The 20,426-nt window shown below is 62.5% G+C and carries 17 protein-coding genes; 9 read left to right on the top strand and 8 right to left on the bottom strand.

Features of this window, described 5'->3' with window-relative positions; translation table 11 throughout:
• Positions 1-1,862 (bottom strand): condensation domain-containing protein (locus tag AWB78_RS33650; RefSeq protein WP_157697697.1); only part of this gene is annotated, 1,862 nt, incomplete at its 3' end.
• A gap of 1,225 nt (positions 1,863-3,087) precedes the next feature.
• On the opposite strand from AWB78_RS33650, the gene AWB78_RS33645 reads away from it, so the two are divergent.
• Positions 3,088-4,926, top strand: coding sequence for an ABC transporter transmembrane domain-containing protein (locus AWB78_RS33645; RefSeq protein WP_062610943.1), 1,839 nt, complete (start codon positions 3,088-3,090; stop codon positions 4,924-4,926).
• Between the two features lie 114 nt (positions 4,927-5,040).
• Here AWB78_RS33645 and AWB78_RS33640 read toward each other — a convergent pair whose 3' ends face one another.
• Both AWB78_RS33640 and AWB78_RS33635 read right to left on the bottom strand, forming a co-directional pair.
• A complete protein-coding gene (locus AWB78_RS33640; protein WP_062610942.1) occupies positions 5,041-6,057 on the bottom strand; it encodes a DUF3616 domain-containing protein in 1,017 nt (338 codons plus the stop codon).
• 457 nt (positions 6,058-6,514) lie between these two features.
• On the bottom strand, positions 6,515-8,296 hold the full coding sequence (locus AWB78_RS33635) for a Rieske (2Fe-2S) protein (protein ID WP_062610941.1): 1,782 nt from the start codon (positions 8,294-8,296) through the stop codon (positions 6,515-6,517).
• A gap of 368 nt (positions 8,297-8,664) precedes the next feature.
• Here AWB78_RS33635 and AWB78_RS33630 point away from each other — a divergent pair, with 368 nt between their 5' ends.
• Positions 8,665-9,111 (top strand): hypothetical protein, encoded by a 447-nt coding sequence (locus AWB78_RS33630; RefSeq protein ID WP_062610940.1) that lies wholly within the window; start codon positions 8,665-8,667, stop codon positions 9,109-9,111.
• Between the two features lie 260 nt (positions 9,112-9,371).
• Positions 9,372-10,298: a hypothetical protein gene (locus AWB78_RS33625; RefSeq protein ID WP_157697696.1), complete on the top strand. Its 927-nt coding sequence runs from the start codon at positions 9,372-9,374 to the stop codon at positions 10,296-10,298.
• Between the two features lie 177 nt (positions 10,299-10,475).
• Here the strand turns inward: AWB78_RS33625 and AWB78_RS33620 are convergent, their stop codons facing one another.
• From AWB78_RS33620 to AWB78_RS33610, 3 genes are all read right to left on the bottom strand, one after another.
• Positions 10,476-11,177 (bottom strand): carboxymuconolactone decarboxylase family protein, encoded by a 702-nt coding sequence (locus AWB78_RS33620; protein ID WP_096031887.1) that lies wholly within the window; start codon positions 11,175-11,177, stop codon positions 10,476-10,478.
• A gap of 91 nt (positions 11,178-11,268) precedes the next feature.
• Complete coding sequence (locus AWB78_RS33615) at positions 11,269-11,754, bottom strand: (R)-mandelonitrile lyase (RefSeq protein WP_062610950.1); 486 nt, start codon at positions 11,752-11,754, stop codon at positions 11,269-11,271.
• On the bottom strand, positions 11,751-12,161 hold the full coding sequence (locus AWB78_RS33610; protein ID WP_062610937.1) for a (R)-mandelonitrile lyase: 411 nt from the start codon (positions 12,159-12,161) through the stop codon (positions 11,751-11,753). Before AWB78_RS33610 ends, AWB78_RS33615 begins: the two co-directional genes overlap by 4 nt.
• 124 nt (positions 12,162-12,285) lie before the next feature.
• Here AWB78_RS33610 and AWB78_RS33605 point away from each other — a divergent pair, with 124 nt between their 5' ends.
• From AWB78_RS33605 to AWB78_RS33595, 3 genes are all read left to right on the top strand, one after another.
• Positions 12,286-13,188 (top strand): LysR family transcriptional regulator, encoded by a 903-nt coding sequence (locus tag AWB78_RS33605; RefSeq protein WP_062610936.1) that lies wholly within the window; start codon positions 12,286-12,288, stop codon positions 13,186-13,188.
• A gap of 252 nt (positions 13,189-13,440) precedes the next feature.
• Entirely contained in the window at positions 13,441-14,880 is a 1,440-nt protein-coding gene (locus AWB78_RS33600; protein WP_062610935.1) for a DEAD/DEAH box helicase, read from the top strand.
• A gap of 430 nt (positions 14,881-15,310) precedes the next feature.
• On the top strand, positions 15,311-16,555 hold the full coding sequence (locus tag AWB78_RS33595) for a GGDEF domain-containing protein (RefSeq protein WP_232477982.1): 1,245 nt from the start codon (positions 15,311-15,313) through the stop codon (positions 16,553-16,555).
• A 147-nt stretch (positions 16,556-16,702) separates the two neighbouring features.
• On the opposite strand, the gene AWB78_RS33590 is transcribed toward AWB78_RS33595, so the two are convergent.
• Entirely contained in the window at positions 16,703-17,086 is a 384-nt protein-coding gene (locus tag AWB78_RS33590; RefSeq protein ID WP_062610934.1) for a YybH family protein, read from the bottom strand.
• 481 nt (positions 17,087-17,567) lie between these two features.
• Here AWB78_RS33590 and AWB78_RS33585 point away from each other — a divergent pair, with 481 nt between their 5' ends.
• The gene (locus AWB78_RS33585) at positions 17,568-18,263 is read left to right on the top strand and encodes a potassium channel family protein (protein ID WP_062610933.1); all 696 of its coding nucleotides are present in this window, start codon (positions 17,568-17,570) and stop codon (positions 18,261-18,263) included.
• Positions 18,264-18,712: 449 nt separating this feature from the next.
• Here the strand turns inward: AWB78_RS33585 and AWB78_RS33580 are convergent, their stop codons facing one another.
• Positions 18,713-19,267 carry a phosphonate degradation HD-domain oxygenase gene (locus tag AWB78_RS33580; protein ID WP_062610932.1) on the bottom strand — a complete coding sequence of 185 codons (555 nt, stop codon included), beginning with the start codon at positions 19,265-19,267 and terminating at the stop codon, positions 18,713-18,715.
• A 103-nt stretch (positions 19,268-19,370) separates the two neighbouring features.
• Here AWB78_RS33580 and AWB78_RS33575 point away from each other — a divergent pair, with 103 nt between their 5' ends.
• Together AWB78_RS33575 and AWB78_RS33570 are read left to right on the top strand one after the other, a co-directional pair.
• Positions 19,371-19,691, top strand: coding sequence for a hypothetical protein (locus tag AWB78_RS33575; protein ID WP_062610931.1), 321 nt, complete (start codon positions 19,371-19,373; stop codon positions 19,689-19,691).
• 89 nt (positions 19,692-19,780) lie between these two features.
• Positions 19,781-20,368: a J domain-containing protein gene (locus AWB78_RS33570; RefSeq protein ID WP_062610930.1), complete on the top strand. Its 588-nt coding sequence runs from the start codon at positions 19,781-19,783 to the stop codon at positions 20,366-20,368.
• The last annotated feature ends 58 nt before the right edge of the window (positions 20,369-20,426 follow it).

The raw sequence follows: 20,426 nt of genomic DNA, 5'->3' as shown, positions 1-20,426 counted from the left end.
GGTTTGCCGGTCGAGCCGGAGGTGTAGATCACGTAGGCGAGGTGACGGGAGTTCAGGTCCGGCACGATCGGATCGTGGTCGTGGTTGCTTTGGGCGGCGGCATCATGGAAGGACACCGGATCGAGGACCGGCAGATCGCCGGTATCGCCGAGCGCTTGCCGCCCGGGTGCATCGGCGATAAGGAGCACGGGCGCGGCATCGTCGAGGATGTGGGTGAGGCGCTCGCCCGGATAGGCCGGATCGAGCGGCACATAGGCGCCGCCCGCCTTGAGAATGGCCAGCAGCGCGACGATCAGCTCGTGGCTGCGCACCAAGCACAGGGCCACACGGGTCTCCGGGCGCACGCCCAGACCGATCAGGTGATGCGCAAGCCGGTTGGCGCGCGCATTGAGTTGCGCATAGGTGAGTGACACGTCTTCGAAGACGACTGCGGTTGCATCGGGCGTCCGTTGAACCTGCTGTTCGAACAGCTGATGGATGCACAGATGTTCGGGATAAGCCGCAGCCGTGTCGTTCCAGCGCTCGAGCAGCAGCGCTCGCTCGCCGGGCAAAAGGAGATCCATCCGATTCAGCGGCGCTTCCGGCGCGTCCAGAATCTCGCCGAGCAGATGCGTGAAGCGCCGCAAATGCGTCTCTACCGACTCGCGCGTATAGAGCGACGGATTGGCTTCGAACTGCAATTCAAGGCCACCGTCTTCTCCTTCGTCATGCACGATCAGCGACAGATCATCGGGCGTGCCGGCAAAACAGCGATTCGAAGCGATCCGGCAGCCCGCGAAATTCAGCGCACTGGTGAATTCGGGCATGATGTTCACGATAGGCCCGAACAGCAGCTCGCCCGCATCGAGGCGCCGTGCGTCACGGCGCATATCCTTGAACCGGTAGCGTTGGTGACGCAGCACGCGACGGCTCTGCCGGGCGACATGCTCGAGCAGATCCGTGATGCTTGAACCTTCACTCACGGCCAGCCGCAGCGGGAGGATATTGGACATCATGCCAGGTACGTTCCTGGCGACTCGTCCGACGCGGGCCGTAACGGGCAACCCGAGCACGACTTCCGGCTGATCGCTCATGCGCGCCACGAAGGCGGCCATGACAGCCGTGACGAACTGTGGCCCGGTGGCGTCGTTGCGCCGGGCGGTCTGGCGCAGGCGCATTGCGATTTCCGGCGACAGGCGCGTCTGCGCGGCCGCCGACACCGCATCGGACGAGGCATGCGACGCGCGCGCGGTCCGCTCGGCAAGGGTCGCCGGCTCGGGGCATCCCGCCAGATAGTCGCGCCAGAATTGCTGGTCCTTTTCGAGGGCAGGGGAAGCACGATAGGCCGCATCGTCTGCGATCAGATCAGACAGACGCCCCCAACCGGACGGCGCAGGCAGATGCCCGTCGATCAGCGCCGAATAGACGCTTGCGAGCCGCTGCGTGAATAGAAGGAAGGAAAACCCGTCGAACGCGACATGGTGGATGCGCTGGAACAGAAAGAACCTTTCCGAGGCGGCCTTGTACAGCAGGATTTCGAACAAGGGCCACTGATTCAGATGGATGGCAGTGCTCATCGCGGTTCTGACATGTGCCTCGACCGCCTGCAACGGATCGGCGGCGTCGCTGACATCGATAACCCGCAGCGTGAAGTCCACTGGCTCGTCCAGCACCTGGCGGGGCAATGCATGCGTATCGAGCAGCCGGACCTGCATCGCCTCCGTGTCCGAGATGGTCTGATGCAGCGCCGCTTGCAGGGCATCGACATCGAGCGGTCCGACGATCTCTGTCAACTGGGCCACGTTGAAGCGCGGATCACGCAAATCGACATGCTGCCGAAAGAAGATCCCCAATTGGGCGGGAAGGAGCGAAGGATTTTTCATGGGCCAGTTGAAACGCCTAAGTTGCGCAACAGGGCGAGAAATGGTTGACGGCCGACGACAGTCATCACCACACCGGACTAACAACGAAGCCAGTGTGACGCCGGTTTGTTAGCGGATAGTGAGGGCCACGGCGACGTCAGGACGCGCTACCACAGCAATGCCTGTTGGCAAGGGGAGGTTCATCGACCGGCCTGTTTCCCCGGCCGGTCGCGACGGTCATTGCGATACAGCGAACGACGACGGCAGTGACACAGGTGGACCACCATCGTGCTGCGCGCGGCGTTCGCGTCCGGTCGAATCGTGGAGCAGGCCGCGCCGGGGTTGATTGCTGCTACCGGTAGAGGGCATAGCGTGTCAATCCTCATATGAAGACGGGCGTCATGGAGTCGCTTACTTACGTGCTGGCTGTGCGGTTATTGCTCGACGGGGCACGGTGTGCAACGACTACGAGATCGAATCGGACACGAACCGCAAGGCGCGGCCGCAGTGTCTCGTGGCGAACCGCATCACAAAGCGGTGTCGTTCGAAGACATCGTTTCACTTCCTGCAATCTGTTCTTGGAAGGAGCCTTGGCCGAAGGCCCGTGAGCGTCGGGCGTTGCGACACACGCCGGTGGCCGAATTCGCTCCTGACGTTCATAGTAGGCGGTCGCCACGTGTTCCGCGAGAAGCGTGACTTCTGAACCGGCGGCTTTCGCTACAGGCAACGGCACTTAGATGTGCGTCGCATCGAGCGATGCGCGGCCGGGGAAGATTTCGAGTCCGAGGTGCGGAAAAACGCGAGCCTGGAAGCACAGTGCTTATGCATGCCGCATGTCGACGATGCTCGTGAGTGTCGGCCAAAACATGCGGTAACTTTATTTGATATGCGCGGCTTCGGATCATCGTCGCGACGCGGCGCATCTGCCGTTTCGACAAAACTCCGACAACGCACTTCGATCGGATGGCTTGCCACGCACCAACGCGCGGTTGGAAAAGAAGAGCCGGCAAACCAGCGGCTGATGTTAACTCGCCGCTAATGCTTGCGCGTCAGACTGCTCTACATGGCTGCCGTCCGGCCTGATGCACGCCGGCGTATCTGCCGGAACGCGCAACTTGCTTCAAGCGAAATCGTCACGGTGACGTGCCGACGAGAAAAGACGACAATCCGACGTAGCGATGAACCGGCCACGACCAGCGCCACGGATGTCCCTATCCACTCATAGCCGATCCTCGCAGGAGTCTTCATGACCGATGCCGCTGCGCGACCCCGAAGGGTTGCTCCGCTTTTCGCTTTGCTTCCGTTCCTGCGCCCTTATGCGGGACGCTGGGCGTGCGCGTTCCTGGCGCTCCTGACGTCGGCGGGTGCGACGCTGGCGATTCCGGTGGCGTTCAAGTACCTGATCGACCGCGGCTTCGCGAGCGGCAACCGCACGCATATCGATCGCTATTTCATCGCGCTTTTCGTCGTCTCGCTGATCTTCGCCGCCGCTGCCGCGCTGCGCTTCTATTGGGTGTCGTGGCTCGGCGAACGGGTCACGGCCGATTTACGGCGCGCCGTCTACGACCACGTGATGAAGATGAGCCCGCAATTCTTCGAGACCACGCAGACGGGCGAGGTGCTGTCGCGGCTCACGACCGACACGACGCTGATCCAGACCGTCGTGGGTACGAGCCTGTCGCTTGGACTCCGCAATATCCTGCTGATCGTCGGCGGCGTTGCGATGCTGTTCACGACGAGCGCGGAGCTGTCCAGCTACATCGTCGTTGCGCTGGTCGTGGTGGTCGCGCCCATCGTCATCATCGGACGGCGCGTGCGGCAACTTTCGCGCGCGAGCCAGGACAAGGTCGCGAGCGCAAGTGCGCTGGCGGGCGAAGTGCTCAATGCGATGCCGACCGTGCAGTCGTACACGCACGAGACCCATGAGGCGAATCGCTTTGGCGGGGCCGTGGAAGCGGCCTTCGATACGGCGCTCGCACGCATTCGGGCACGCGCCTTGATGACCGCAGTCGTGATCGTGTCCGTCTTCGCCGCCATCGTGTTCGTGCTCTGGCTCGGCGCTCAGGAAGTGCTGGCTCGCCACATGACAGCCGGCCAGCTCTCCCAGTTCATCCTGTATGCAGTTTTCACGGCGGGTGCCGTGGGAGCCGTCGCCGAAGTATGGGGCGATCTGCAGCGGGCTGCGGGCGCAACGGAACGGCTATTGCAAGTGCTGGCCGCGCGCTCACCCGTGGTGGAAGCCGAGTCGCCCGTCCCGTTGCCGGCGCGTGGGAACGGCATCCGGTTTCACGACGTAGGCTTCTCCTATCCGTCGCGTCCCGGCATCGCCGCGCTCTCCAGCTTTTCACTCGATGTGCGCCCGGGTGAACACGTCGCGCTGGTCGGGCCGTCGGGCGCGGGCAAGACCACGCTGTTTCAACTGCTGCTGAGGTTTTACGATCCGCAGTCCGGCGAGATACTGATCAACGGTGTGCGGACCGATCAGGTATCGCTAACCTCATTGCGCGAGGCGATCGGCGTCGTGCTGCAGGAATCGGTGATTTTTTCGGGCAGTGTGCTCGACAACATCCGCTACGGGATGCCCGACGCAACGCTCGCTCAAGTGCAACGCGCCGCGGAGATGGCTGCCGCCGCCGGCTTTATCGAGGAACTGCCGCAAGGTTACGAGACGTTTCTGGGCGAGCGGGGAGTGCGGCTCTCCGGCGGCCAACGTCAGCGCCTGGCGATCGCGCGCGCGATTCTCAAGAACCCGCCAATCCTTCTGCTCGACGAAGCGACGAGCGCGCTCGATGCCGCGAGCGAGCGGCTCGTACAGACCGCGCTGGACAACGCCGCGCTGAACCGCACTACGCTCGTCATTGCTCATCGCCTTGCCACTGTGCAGCGAGCGGACCGCATCGTCGTGCTGGATCACGGGCGCATTGTCGCGCAGGGGCGTCACGCAGAGCTTCTGCAGAGTTCCCCGCTTTATGCGCAGCTCGCGGCACTGCAGTTCGGAGAGATACCCTTGGCCACGACGGGCCCTGACGTCTTTCGCGATCAGATCGACTCTTTGCGAGCCGGTTCAGGAGCGTTGGGTTTGTGATGTGATGGACGGCTCCCGTTACATTCGGGTCTGCCGTCCATCGAATGAGCAAGGGCGCTTGCCAGGCCGGATGACCGAAGGACCATTCGATCCGAACCTCGCTCGTCGACTTGCTCATCGCTCCACTGCCATCCCCCGGAAGGTTTTGTCGCTGGTCGTTTTCTTCTTGTCGGGACCTTTCTTGCAGATGCGCTGTTCGTCGCCATCGTCGCTCAACAGATAGATCTTCCGCGTGCCTGCGATCTCGAACAGTCCCTCCGCATGAAAGGTGGACGGCTCGATGTCCTTCCAGTGGCTGGGCTTCGCGTGCGGCGAACCGTTCCACCTGAAGATGGAGAATCGCGATGCGGGATCTCCGGGCGTGCCTGCGTCGAACGGCCCCGCGACGATGAAATACTCGCCGTCGATGAGCTCGATACTCCGCACGCCCCGCTTGCCGAGATCGAGCCGGATCAGATCGCCGAATTCGGGTTTGGCGCCGCGTTCCAGGACGTCGGCCGGATTCTTGAGTTCGAGCACGAGCGCCTCGCGCCCCTTCCGACTGCCGCTCTTCGCCACGAGCGGGTTTCTGAAACCGATCAGCAAGCCGCCATTGCGAGTGGCGGCCAGTCCTTCGATGTTGAAGCCGTGATCTTCTTCCGCGCCCTTGCTCATTGCCCTTTTCAGTTCTTCGAAGCGGCTGTCCGAGGCAAGTGCGCTCAACAGCTTGTCGTATGGCTTCGTATCGAGTGGTACGACGGTGGGCACGGCGTCCTTCATGACGATACGCGTCGCGAACAAGTGCTGCCGCGTTGGGCGTGGCTCGCCGTTCTTCCCCGAGTGCGACGTTATCCAGTAGATCCGGTCGCCGATTCTCGCGGCGCCTTCGATATCCGCTTCGTCGTCCTTGCTGGCCGCGCCGTTGAGGTAATCGCCGATCTTGACTTCGTCGACGACGTCGGGCTTTCCGTACTGATAGACGACGAGCGAGTCGATATCGTCATCGCCCACAACGAAGTGGCCCGCCCCGATATCGACACCCGCCGATGCGTTGCAGATCCCGCGATAGGTCGTGACAGGCTCCGCGTGCGCGGGCGAAACGAGGGCATCGATCGTCCATGCGGCGCAGACAGCCGCAAGCCACGCCGACACGGCGCGCCACCCCTGCCGATCGAACCTGTGACGCGCACATAGGGATGATGTCCTGGCAACGTTCATGTCACTCACCCGATTCCCGTCGATTCGCATCCGTTTCATCGCGAGGCGCGCGACGCTCAACCAAGCGTATGTCAGGAAAGCAAAACGTCAACTCATTTCGCACGCGCTTCCTCACGGTATCCGATCATCGCCGGATTGATGAGAGCGATCTCTCGTGAAGGGAAAAACATGTATCGGCCCGTTGATCGTCGCGGCTGAACGGCAGCTCGTCTTCCGATTCATGACGCTTCCTTCGCGAGGTGCGTTGCTTGCGGCGATGAAGCATGGATGTGACAGCGGCGAACGTCAGGACAGTGCCATTGAGAAAGTCAGTCGAAGCGGAGGCCTGTCTGTCTTTATCGAACTTAAGCAGACGTACGAAAAAAGGATGAACTGTTCTGCGTCGCCATGGTCACGCAGATTCAGCGCCATGATGCAGTTCGCCGCCTTTCATTAAACGCTGCGCGATGTCGGCCGTTTGCAGAGCCTTGCGTTCAGTGGGCGAATGGGCCGCGAGATAACGGGCGACCGCAACAATGATATGGCGGCCTTCTACGGTATTGCCCCACACCGACAACTGCCGAGTACCTGCCTCGAGCATTTGATAGGCATGGAAGCCTGCATCTTCGCGGAGTGTCGCGAAGGCAAGCGTGGCGATCAGCGCTTCTGGCGAATGGCCGAGCGTGAGATGCCGAGCCACCAGTCGTGCCGCCAGATCGACCTGTCGCTGTCGGTCGAACGCGTCGAGCAAGGCGGTGCGGATCGTGTGCTCATCGACGGGAAGGTCGTCGAGTTCATCTTTGTCTTCACCCGGGATGCGGGCCGGCGGCACATTCAAATAACGGGCGAGGTAGAGCGCCATGGCTCCGTGCATGATCGCCCGCGCAGCCGTGACGTAACCATCGATGCCCGCGTCGCCGATCCGCCTGAGCATCTGGTGGAGCGCATTCGCATGAGTGAAGACATGGTGGGCCGTTTCCCAATCTGCGTGCTCATTGGCATTGCCGAAGCGGGCGACGCGCAGCGCTGCCCCAAAAGCGAGGGATTGCCCCAGATCGGTCGGAGCGGCGCCTGCGCGGATCGCCGCCTTGAGCGCGTCGACGATCTGTATCGGATCGTCTCCAAGCAGCGCTCGCGCGAGCGCCGCGTGGTTCGACCAGCCTTGAAAGCCGTGGCCGGCCGCGAATAGTTGCGACATCTGGCCCGCTGATTCGTCGCACAGCGCGACAAGATCGACGGGCTGACGCCACGCAGTCGACTCCTCGGCGCCACGGGCGGCCACCATCTGCGCGACGATCGTAGGCAACACGGTCGACGCATGCTCCCATCCGATGAGATCGAGACACTCGAACGCCTTGTTGATGAAGTCGAGCGCATGGCCGGTGTCGGCGAACGTCCGCTCCGTTGCGGCCGACAGCAGTGCTTCGGCGAGCACAGCCGGTGAGAGACCAGCGGCGATCGCTGTCATCAAAGTGCGTTCGGCCGCGTCGCGATGGCGCACATCGGTCCAAAGGCGCAGCCAGCGTTTGAGCGCGGCCGGCTCCGGCCGGCTTCCAAGGGGCGCACGTTCCCGCCGCGACGCTTCGCCGTCGCAGTCCATTGCCACATGACGCGCGCCGTGGAACAGCGCAAGATAGGCGTCCTCTTCCGGCAGCAGGGGCAAGAGATTGGCGAGGGCCGTCAATATCGTGAGACCGACACCCCAGCCATCACGGTTGTGGGCGCCGAACAGCGTCACCTGCTGCACGATTGCGGCCACCGGTACGCCCGCTGCGAGCTGACCCTGCACGGCCTTGGCAATGACGAGTGCGAGGTCATGTGCGAGGCCGTCCGCGAGCCGCTGATGCCAGTACGCCGCCGGATCGGCATGACTGAACGTGGTCGCCACCCAGATGTCGCCATCGCGCACCTCGACCGCGCAGTGGGGTACATCGTCGGCCCAGAGATCGAAGGTGCAGCCGCTTTCCAGGTCGAAGCGCGCGTGGTGCCAATGGCAGGTCAGGATGCCGTCCTCGACCGTCCCTCGCTCGAGCGGGAAGCCCATGTGCGGACAGCGATTGTCGAGGGCAAAGATGCGCCCGCGGTCGTAGACGATGAGGATCGGACGATGACCACCCTGCACGACCAGTCGTCCCTTCGCTTTCAGCGCTTCCAGGCTACCCGCGAGCACGTATTCCCGATCCGCTGCATCCATGCGCCTGCCCCGGTATGTGTCCTGTTCCGGACGTCGTAGGTCCGCCCGGTCCCTTCGAAATCTCAGCATACTCTTCAGTCTGGTCAGCAGCCTGCAAACCACCCGGCGCTTCAGGCGACGCAGTGCTGAGAACGGTAGGCCGTGTCGGCGGTGCCCCTTCAAAGCGTCGATCGCGGTGAGTCTCGGCGGCCGGTTATCTCGTCGTCGCTGGAACCAAAGACCGAATGCGCGCGCCGATGGGTGATTGTTCCAATGCCGAGCGACGTATCATATTGACGATGGCGCGGGTAAATTCCCGTGAGATTCCGACCCATGCATGTCGCATGCAACCGATCGTTGCTGATGGAACGCCTTTGGAGCGGGCTGTCATGACCACCAAGCCAAGCAAAGTAGGCCATCTCGAATCTGCTGCATCGCATCACGAGCAGGCAGCGCTATTTCATCGGGAGGCCTCGCAGTACTATGAAGCGGCCAAGAATTTCGAGCATGCCGCCTATCTGGCTGTGCTGGCGCACGGCCATGCGCAACATGCCATCGACGAGGTGCATGTCGCCGCGAAGCATGCGAGCGCACCCTCATCGGCGGGCTCCGTCGAGAGTGACCTGACGGCCGCGCAACATCATGCAGCGGCGTCGGCACTCCATACTCAGGCGGCACAACATCTGCGGCACGCGGTCAAACTTTTCGATGCCGATCGCAGCGCAGTGGCTCATGAGACGCAGTTGGCCCTCGCTCTGGCGTTACGCGCGCTGGTGCATGGCAACGAGGCGGCCAAGCAATTTGTTACGTCGCTGCGGGCAAAGGGCGCGTCCTGAAGCGCGTCGACGGTGCTTGCGCCCGTGATAGTCATACTTAGGAACGCATATTCAAAGTGCTACCGCTAGTTGCCAGTGTCGATGGAATGACGGCGGTCCTCCGCGGGCCGATGTTAGACTAACGGGCTTAATCCGGCCTCGTCATCGCGACGAAGGCAATCCTTCGCTATCGAATCGAGCGGCTATCTGTGCCCGTTGCATCGGGCACATTTTCAGGTCTGACGTTTCGTTCGCATCTTCACACGAGGAGGAGAGCTTAGATGGACGAGCAAGGCGCTCGTGGCCCTAATTTCACGGGAACATGTGCGCGCTGCGGCAACAAGGTATCGGGGGCGACTTCGTCCTGTCCCTATTGCGGTGCGCCTGCGCGGTTCGTGTTCGGCGATCATGCCGCAGAGAGGAAGCCCGGCATGGCAGCGCCGGCCCCAACGAGCGAGCGTGCCGACGCTTCGCAATACAAACCGCTGTGGCCGCGACAACCGACATCTTCTTTCGCGTCGAACGACTCCGTTTATCCAGATGACGAGGTGCGTCCGCCGTCGCCTCGCGCTGCCGGTCGTCCGCGTGCGAGAACGGGCGCGGTGCTCACGCTGATGACGGCCATCGTGCTCCTCGGCGGAGCGGTACTCTTCTGGCATGGGGATAAAAACACGCATGAACCGCAGGTGAGATCGATCGACGCGCGAGGGATCGTGACGTCGAACGAGGCGAGTCAGCCCAGCCAGCCCCCAACGACGCAACAGCCTCCGACGACCCAACAGACCCCGACGACGCAACAGCCCCCGACGGTTGCCCAGGGCTCGGACGCGACGACTTCGAGTGACAAGGAATCGGGCGACAAACGTCGCAAGTCGATGGCGCTTGCGCTTGCACGAGCGCGCGACGGTCTCGGCCAGAACAACTTGCATCTGGCCCGATCAGGTATCTATTGGGCGCTTTCGTTGCAGGCTGACAATCCCGAGGCGCTCCTGCTGAAGCAGGATTTGCTTTCGCGGGAAAAGGCGCGCAATGCGGCATTGATGGCGGCACGCGGTTGCGTCGTACAGGGGCGTGAGCAGTGTGCCTGGCAAAATGCCAATCGCGCGCTGTCGATCGATTCGAGCAGCAACGAAGCGAAGGGACTCATGGCGCGTTCGGTCGTCGATTCCGGCAAGGCGGTGAAGCCCGGTGGACCCATGCCGCGGTAGTTCCGCGAAAGTCGAAACGGCATTGGCAAGGCTGACGGGACTGCGCCTGCCTGCCGACCGCGCGGCGATGCATGCGGCCAGAAGCGCGATGAATGGCCTGTGTCGCCGGAAGACCGGCACAGGGGACCGCGCCAAAGCGGGGACTCGATGCGCGGCGCCCGCGCGCCAGCCTGATAGTCATGTGGCCCGCTTCGCGAACACGTCCTTGAACACGGGCATCGCCGAGAAGACGTTGGGCCATCCCGCGTAGAACGCCAACTGCGTCAGCGCCTCGGACGCTTCGTCCTTTGTGAGTCCATTGTCCATCGCGCGGTTCAGATGATAGGGAATCTGCGCAACCTGACCGTTTGCGACGAGCGCGCTCACCGTGATCAGACTGCGATCGCGAGGCGCCAGTCCCGGACGCAGCCAGAGATCGCGAAACAGCACATCGGTCGTATACTGGACGACGCCCGGAGCGACCGCGCCGAAACTATCCTCGACCATCTGCGCGCGCTGCCGCTCCGCTGCTTCGTTCAGCGGCAGCGGCGTTACATCGGCGGGGGCGACTCGATCCGATCCGATGCCGCGCTCATCGAAGATGCGTTTTGCAATGCCCGATGCGGCGGTTGCATTGGCCCATCCGGCATAGAAGGCCAGATGGGCGATCATCTCCGAGATCTCCGCTGGTTCCACGCCGTTATCGAGTGCGAGTCCGATATGAAACGGCATCTCGACGCTCTGATTGCGGGCGATCAGCACGGAAAGGGTCACGATGCTGCGGTCGCGCGGCGAGAGTTGCGGTCGCTTCCAGAGACCATCGAGCACCGTCTGCGCGGTGTATCGCTCGAAGGCGGGCGACACCGCTTTGAGATCGGCGAGGGACGGGGCGTCTTGCATGGTTGAGTTCCTTTGCGTTTGTGCGCAGGCAGACAAGAGAACGGTCGCTGCTGCCGCCGCAAACAGCCACGTCGAGCGGCTGCCTTTTTCGTTACGGCTGACGGTATTGCTCATCCGTGACTTGTTCCAGCCAATCGACGTTTTGGCCATCGAGCGCCTCCTGGAGTGCGATATGCGTCATGCCCGCGGTGGATGCGGCACCGTGCCAATGCTTGACGCCCGCCGGAATCGAGACGACATCGCCGGCGACGATCTCACGCCGCTCCTGGCCCCACTGCCGGATCCAGCCTGTTCCGGACATGACGATCAATGTTTGCCCCAGCGGATGCGTATGCCACGCCGTACGAGCACCGGGTTCGAACGTGACCATGCCACCCGACAGGCGCGAAGGCGATTTCGCCTGGAACAGCGGATCGATGCGCACCGAGCCGACGAAGCGCTGACTTCCGCCCGGCAGAGACGGCTGTGATCGCTCGTGCGCGATCGTTATGACGGGAGACTCACCGGCAACCGCCGATGCTGCCGGCGAGACGCAGAACGCCGCCGAGACGATGATGGCTGCGGAAAGCCTGATCATTTGTGCTCGCCGGTGCCGAGATACTGCTCGTCACTCACTTTCTCCAGCCAATCGACGTTCTTGCCGTCGAGCGCTTCCTGAATGGCGATATGCGTCATCGCGGTCGTCGATGTCGCGCCGTGCCAGTGCTTGTGGCCGGCCGGACACCAGATGACATCGCCTGCGCGTATCTCGACGCGCGGCTCGCCTTCGCATTGCGTCCAGCCGCATCCGGCCGTGACGAACAGCGTCTGCCCGAGCGGGTGCGTGTGCCACGCGGTGCGCGCGCCCGGCTCGAACGTGACGCTTGCGCACGATACGCGCGCGGGCGGCGGCGGAGCGTTCAGCGGATCGATCCGCACCGTCCCGGTGAACCATTCCTCAGGGCCTTTCATTGAAGGCTGCGAACCCGCGCGCTTCAGTTCCATGATTCTTCTTCCTCGGTCGATATATGTTGCTGGCGTGGTGCCATACGACGCTAATCTAACGCCTCGCCATTCACGCGACTAGATGGCAAACTCGGCATGCACTTATGCTGTGGAGCATGAATCGATGGAAGACTTCAATGATCTGGTGGCGTTCATGGCGGTCACGCGCGAGCGGAACTTCACGCGGGCTGCCGCGCAACTGGGCGTCTCTCAATCCGCGCTGAGCCGCACGGTGCGAGCCTTGGAGGAACGCATGGGGCTGCCGTTGCTTACGCGCACGACTCGCAGCGTTTCGCTGACCGATGCCGGCGAACGCCTGATCTCGTCGGTCGGTCCGCGGTTCGAGGAGATCGAGGCGGAGCTCGAATCCTTGCGGGCAATGACTGACCGGCCGGCAGGAACGGTGCGGATCACGACCACGGACTACGCCGCGAACACCTATGTCTGGCCGCGGGTGCAGGCCGTTCTTCGCGAGTATCCCGAGTTGAGAATCGAACTGGTGAACGACTATGGCTTGTCGGATATCGTGGCCGATCGGTACGACATCGGCGTGCGGCTCGGCGACCAGGTAGCTAAAGACATGGTCGCGGTGCGCATCGCACCGGATATGACGATGGCGATCGCAGGCTCCCCGGACTATCTGCAAACAAGACCGCGAGCCAAAGCTCCAGCGGATCTGACGCTTCACAATTGCATCAATCTTCGCCTGCCCACGCGGGACTCGCTGCTGCCGTGGGAGTTGAGCAAGGGGCGGCGCGAACTGCAGGTGCGCGTCGAAGGTCAGCTCACCTTCAATAATGTCTATCAGATGCTCGATGCGGCGCTCTGCGGCTTCGGACTCGCCTACATGCCAAAGGATCTCGCTGAGCCGCATGTCCAGGCTGGACGACTCGCCTGGGTGCTGGAAGACTGGTTTCCCACTTTCGTCGGACATCACGTCTACTACCCGAGTCGCCGTAAATCGTCGCGCGCAGTCGAACTCGTCGTGAATGCGCTGAAGCTGGGCTATCGACGCCGGGCGCAGTGACATTGAAAAACGCATGTCTTGCGCTTGCGGACAGCAGTTCGTGCACACCGAACAGACGCTGAACCAGCCTCCGTGTTGATCGCGGGCGACGAAGCCTTGATCAGCTTGTGCTTACGCTTCCGATAAGACAGCCGGCGGAGCCTCCCCAGCGCTGGGCACTTTGCGTCACTGACAAGGAAACCTGCCTGCGCTCATTTTCTCGAGCACACGGCGATAACCGCTAAAATTGCGGTTTTAGCCGGGAATACATGCATGTCTTTTGCCTCGCTTGGCCTGATCGGTCCGTTGCTGCGTAATCTACAGGACCTCAATTACCAGACACCGACGCCGGTGCAGGTCAAGGCGATTCCTGCTGTGCTCAGCGGCAAGGACGTCATGGCTGCGGCACAGACGGGCACTGGCAAAACGGCGGGTTTTGCGCTGCCGCTCTTGCAACGACTGGTGCAACACGGCCCGGCGGTGTCCAGCAACCGCGCGCGGGTTCTGGTGCTGGTGCCCACGCGTGAACTGGCTGAACAAGTACTGCAAAGCTTTATCGATTACGGCAAAGGCCTCGATTTACGCTTTCTGGCTGCCTACGGCGGTGTAAGCATCAACCCGCAGATGATGAAGTTGCGCAAAGGCGTGGATGTGCTCGTTGCCACGCCGGGCCGTTTGCTGGATCTCAATCGCCAGAACGCAGTGCAGTTCGATCAGGTACAAACGCTGGTGCTGGACGAAGCCGACCGCATGCTCGATCTGGGTTTTGCGCGCGAACTCAACGCCGTCTTTGCTGCCTTGCCCGCTCAGCGCCAGACCCTGCTGTTTTCCGCCACGTTCTCCGATGATATCCGCGCCATGGCTGCGAGCATTCTGCGCGGCGCGGTCAATATCAGCGTCAGCCCGCCCAATGTTATGGCCAGCAAGATCAGGCAATGGGTGGTGCCGGTGGATAAAAGGAACAAGCCTGATCTCTTCATGCACCTTGTGGCCGAGAACAACTGGAAGCATGCGCTGGTGTTCGTCAAAACCCGCAAGGGCGTGGATTACCTGGCGGCCATGCTGGATGAAGCGGGCTATGCGGTCGACACCATCCACGGCGACAAACCGCAACCCGCGCGCCTGCGTGCGCTGGAGCGCTTCAAGGCAGGCGAAGTACACATGCTGGTAGCCACCGATGTGGCTGCGCGCGGGCTGGATATCGACGACCTGCCGCTGGTGATCAACGTCGATCTGCCGATCGTGGCGCAAGACTATGTGCATCGTATTGGCCGTACCGGCCGCGCGGGCGCCAGCGGCGTGGCCGTGTCCTTCGTGTGTGCCGATGAAGCGCCGCAACTGGCCGCGATTGAAGCGCTGATCCGGCAAACGCTGCCCCGTGAAGAAGAGCCAGGTTTCGAAGCCGAACACCGCGTGCCGCAGACCAGCGCGACGGGTCAGCTCATCAAGAAACCCAAAAAGCCTAAAAAGCCCAAAGTGCCGCAAGCTGCGCCGAGCGCCACGCAGGTGCTCACCCAAAAGCCGCGTCCGCAAGGTGGCGAGAACAAACGCAGGCCTGCGGCGCAGCGCGATGTGGCCACAGGCAAAGGCACGACCTTGCCCGGCGGTAATCCATTCAGTGTGCAAAAGCCGGGCAGCAAATCCGCCGGCAAGGGCAAGCCAGTTGCGGGTTCACGTAAGCCGGCTGGCAAACCCGCTGGTGGCCGCGGCTAACGCTAATCCTGATCCGCGGGAATGAGCAATGGCGGCACTGGAACAGGCTGGAGGTTGGCGGCCCGCTGGCAGGCGCGGCGCGGCTTCACCGTACGTCAGGTCGGCTTTTGCCGGCGCGATAAATATGGAAGTCTTAACAATGCCGAGGGCCGACCGGACATTGAAATCGTGAAGTGAGCGTCCGGCCGAGGTCTTCTCTGGCGAATGAAGAGATCCTGGCCGGATTCAGCGCATTGCGCATCGATGACAAAGCCCTGAAAGAAGCCGACGCATCCCGCGGCATTAAGGAACTTCAGGAAAACACGGCTCGCGGCAGATCGAGCTGAACGCGTCAACCCAAATAAGGCATGCTCGTCTCAGTTTTTTGGTTTTTCTGCCGTAAACGAGCCATGTCAGATCGTCTTCGCCTGGGAGAAGGCTCAACGAGCGCATGCGTGTCGACCTCATCACCCTTTACCTGTTAGCAATCGGAACGCTCCTCGCCAGCAGCGCCCTGACGCTCTGGGAGCGCCGGTCGTATCCACGGCGCAGGCGCGAACTCGGCGTGCTCGCAGCAGGTTACGCTACGCTCGCGCTCGGCTGCGCCGCCGCCGCGATTCGGCATAGCGTGCCCGGCCTTCCCGGCGTCGTGGGCTCCGCGCTGGCGAATCTCATCATCGTCGGCGGGTACCTGCTGAACCTGCAAGGCGTCGCGCTCTTGAACGGACGCCGCTACGGCCGGATCTCTCTCGGCATCGTGTCGATGCTCGCACTCGCCTGGGCCATCGCGGGCAAGCGCGGCGAAGCGGTCATGTGGGCGTACCTCAGCGCCATCCCGATCTCCGTGGTGTGCGGACTGACCGCGCGCGAACTCCTCGGCACGCGCGATTCGAAATGGAAGCAGTCGCGCAACATCGCCGTGGCCGTAACGGGCGGTCACGCGCTCTTCTACGCGTTCAGGGTCACCATTCTGCCGTGGCTCGCGGCATCGTTCGGACCACATTTGCTGGCGATCATCGGCCAGGCGACGATGTACGAAGGGGTGCTCTATTCCGTCATCCTGCCGATGACGCTCCTGCGCCTCGCGCGCGACGAAGCCCACGCCGATCTGCGACGCGAATCGCAGACCGATTACCTCACCGGCTTGGGCAATCGCCGATGGTTTTTCGAAGAAGGCGCACGCGCCATCCGCGAAAACAACGCCTTTCCGCCAGTGTCCTGTCTCGCGCTCGATCTCGACCACTTCAAGGCGATCAATGACCGCTTCGGCCACGAAGCCGGCGATGAAGTGCTGAAGTCGTTCGCCAAGATTCTACGCAGCGTGCTCGGACGCGATGTGATCCTGGCGCGCATCGGTGGTGAAGAGTTTGCCGCGCTGCTGCCGGGGCACGAAAGCGCCCGCGCGAAAGACCTGGCCGAAGCCGTTGTTCGCCGATTCGCGCAGACGGTCACGCGCACGGCGGACGGCGTGGAGATCGAGGCAACGGTGAGCATCGGCATGGCGCGCTTCGGAACCGATGAAAACACGCTGGCAAAAGTGCTCGCCGCCGCGGATCGCGCGCTTTACGGCGCCAAATCGCGCGGTGGCAACCGGCTCGAGATCGCGCGAGCCGCAACGACCCGCGCGAATGCAGCGTCCGCACCGCATCAGTTGCCGGCCGATCATGCGCCGACGGCACGCGAATGCGGCCGCTGAGGCATACTCGCCCGGGCACCGGCGACTCAGGGCCGCGACGAATGGATGAGGTCGTCAGCCGGCCACGGCGTTCGGGGCGAGTCGGGATCGTGCAGCGAGACTGACTGACGCCGTGCCGGACGAGTCCTCGCCGCCGGCGATACGTCATCAGTGCGTTGCGGTCTTTACGTTCCACGTATGTGCTTTGATACGCAACGCGGACCCTTCTATCCGTGCGAGGAGCAGGAAGTTTCCGGTAATGTCCATCGTCCGGCCTTCCGCTACATTGATATTGCCGGCCCAGGTTCCGGATTCCCAGGCCACGCTTCCGTCCGATGTACAGAACCCGGGCTGGATTTCCAGGTGATTCCAAACCTTCGACGCCACTTCGGCCCATTCCTCGATGCCCTTTTTGCCGGTCACAACCTCGTGGTCTGCCGGAATGAGTATGGCGTCCTCGGCAAATAACGCGACCCATTGAGGCGTATCGTGCGAGTTGACGGTCTCCGCGAACCTACGGTTCAGGGTGACGAACGCTTCCTGGATATCCATGTTCGACCTCCGCGTGATAAGGCGCCGCGTGCGCAAAGTCGATGACGACGAGCGTAGAACGGGGCGCCACAGGCCCGGTACTTCGTTAGCGGCAGAGAACGGCGGGCTCCAACAGTAGTGGTGAAGTACCGGCGGACATGTCGCGGGCGGCGTTTTCCCCTGTTTATCGTGGCTTTCCGTTCTTCTTTACCGTTCACTGCGAATAGATCAACGCGTACCTTCAAGATTAGTACGCACCATGCAGCACATCAATCATCGACTCGATGCATCGGGAAGGATGGTGGTTTCCGACGGTCCGTAGCTGCGTGATCTGCCTATCCACTTTCGTCGCAGCTTTGCGGTCGCGGACAGCCCACCCGTCGCAGCGGGTCGACTGTTGCCGGCCCGGGCGGGTGGCAAGGGCGTGCAGCGAGCCTATACTTCTGTCACACGCGGCCCGATGGGTTCGGCCGCCACCTACGTGACCGGATGACAGATCGTCATGGCCATTCGTACGACGCGCGAAGCGCTATCTCGCATCTTCTACCAGCGCTGTTTCTGGCTGTTCGTCGTGCTGCTCACGCTCATTGGTGCAGTGTCGTTCGTGCCGGCGAGCGACAGCGGTCGCCTCGTACTGAACGTCATAAATATGTTCCTCGTGATTGCGACGGTGGCAGCAGTCGGGCGCACGACTCTGCCGTTCCTGATCACGCTGTTACTCGCCATTCCGGCTATGTGGTTTCAGTACCTCGGCCTGTGGCGCGACGACGACAACAGCCTTGCTGTGTCCTGGATGTTCAGCGCTGTACTGTATTCGCTCACTGTCGGATATCTTCTTCGCTACGTTTTCCAACCTAAGATCATGACACCGGACAAGCTGTTTGGCGCGGCGGCGGCGTATCTGTTGATCGGGGACCTCTGGGCGTACATCTACGCGAGCATCGGATACTTCTATCCGCAGTCGTACATGATCGTTGGACAGCCGGGTCGGCTCGTTTATGCCGATGCACTCTATTTCAGCCTGACCGTGCTAACGAGCACGGGCTTCGGCGACATCACGCCATTGACGCGCCCGGCACGCGGCATGTGCATGGTTGAACAGATCACCGGCAGCTTGTTCGTCGCTATCCTGATCGCGCGTCTCGCCGGCGTTTATCCCCCCCGAGACAGCTATACCGACGACACATCCCCGAAATGAGGACGCTTTGGGCTCCTCTACGCGACAGACATCTGCCGACGACCCCATCGATGTACGTTGACCTGCGGCTTACGAGGCGTAAGCCTCCATGCGTATCCGCGGATTGAAGCGTCGACCGTCTTCCGACGCTTTGTCCGCGCTCCGTTACCGGTAACGAATCAAGCAGACTGAGCAGATGCGTCGCATCGGCACCGCATTCGACGCGCCCCGGAAGGAGCGTGCTGCGATGAAGTCACGCCAGTGCCTCTCGATAAGAAAAACGAACGGAGACGACTCGATGTTCCGTAAAGGAATGCGGGTGAGAGCCGCGCTCGCGCTCGCAGGCGCAGGTCGCCGTCATGCCGGAACGGCGCTCGCATCGAAGCGTTGTTCCGTATTCACAGGCGAGCGCCGCGCGAAGCCCGCCACGAACAAACGTTCACACGACGGCCCGTTACCCGCGTCGCGGGCTAACCCCGCACGACCACGACGCTCGCCGCCATCTCCATGAAATACGCCAATCCCGGCGTGACGCGCTGCGCGTCCTTCGCTTCGTCGTCCCAGCGGCGCAGCGCGATAGCATCCCGCGCGTAGGGCTTCGCGAGGAAGGCTTGCGCGGCTTCATCGTCGAATATGCCGCCTTGCAATCGCAGGCTGCGCACCGAATCCGCCGATAGCCGCGCGTGATACGACGGATCGATCGCGCACAGGCAGCGCTTCGCATCGACATGCAGGCGAATCGGCTCCAGCACGGCGTCGGAGAAGAGCGGGCGCAGGAACGGCAGCGCGAAGTACTGATGCAGATCGTCGACGCCGCGTTCGGTCGGCGTCTCGCCCTGAACATTCAGCAGATGCCCGACGTCGTGCAGCAACGCCGCGACGATGAGTTCGCGGCTCGCGCCCGCCGCCTCGGCGAGCGTCGCGCACTGCAATGCGTGCTGAAGTTGAGTCACCGGCTCGCCGCTGTAGGCGATCGCGCCGTGCTTGTCGAAGAGATGCAGGATGTCGTCGAGTGAAAGGGCCATCGTAAGGAAACGGTCGAGCAGGTATGCTGAAAGCGTGAAAACGCGCGATTGTCGCCGTGTTTCGTGACGCGATGATGGCCATGCGCCGACGGATTCGATACCGATGCCCTTCCTTTTCAGCCGACGTCCCGAACTCGCCGGACTCGATCGCGCGTCACGCCGCGACGTGCGGCGCATCGCGTGGCATTTCGCGCAGCGGCACTGGACGCTGCACGCGCCTGCGTTCGCGTGGATCGTCTTCGTGCTGCTGCATACGCGCTATCACATCGTGCCGGACCGGCGCGAGTACCTGCTCATCACGGCCGTGATCTTCGTGCTGGCGGTCGTCAATATCCGGCTTCATATCGCGCGCTATCTGAAGCCGGCGCGCGCCATTTACGATCGGATCGGAAGCGCGGCCGCTCGCACGCTCATCGGTCGATGAATTGTTGTGTTGCGATGCCGCAATTCGCGAAGAGACCCCGTTTTTAGCGTGTTACGATGCTCGGCGACCCGTATCCACCGAACGCAAGAATGGCAACGCTATACGAAACGCTCGGCGTGGACGAGCACGCCACCGACGAAGAAATCAAACGCGCATACCGCAAGGCGGCGATGCGCTGCCACCCCGACCGCAACGCGGGCAACGAAGATGCCGCGCGCGCGAAGTTCCAGGAAATCAAGGAAGCCTACGCCATTCTTTCCGACCCCGCGCAGCGCGAGGTGTACGACCGCATCTATGCCGAAGAGATGCGCCGCTGGGAAGAGCACATGCGTCAGGAGGAAGCCGAACGCGAGGCGCGCGAAGCGAAGGAGCGCGAGGCACGCGAGGCGCTCTATGCCGAGCGCGTATCGCTCGCGATGCGTTTCGCGTCGCAAGGCTACAACCGCGATGTCGTGCTCGGCGTGCTGCTCGGCGCGCAATGCGACGAGCCCACGGCGCGGCAGATCGCGGACAGCGTGACTGCGCTGCACGAATCGCGTCAGGCGAAGGCGGAACAGCAGGAACGCGCGGACGAACGCGGCGCGAACAAGGAAGAAGAGAAGGAAGCCGCCACCGCCGACGCTGCGAATCCGCTCGGCGCAATGTGGTTTCAGTTCCTCAACAATCTGCGTTTCTAGTCGTTGACTGCTTTCGTGAGGAACGCCCTGTCTTTCGGCGGGGCGGCGAAAATCGTAG

The sequence above is a fragment of the Caballeronia calidae genome (assembly GCF_900044055.2).
Lineage (GTDB): Bacteria > Pseudomonadota > Gammaproteobacteria > Burkholderiales > Burkholderiaceae > Caballeronia > Caballeronia calidae.
This window is presented reverse-complemented; position numbering and strand designations above follow the sequence as displayed.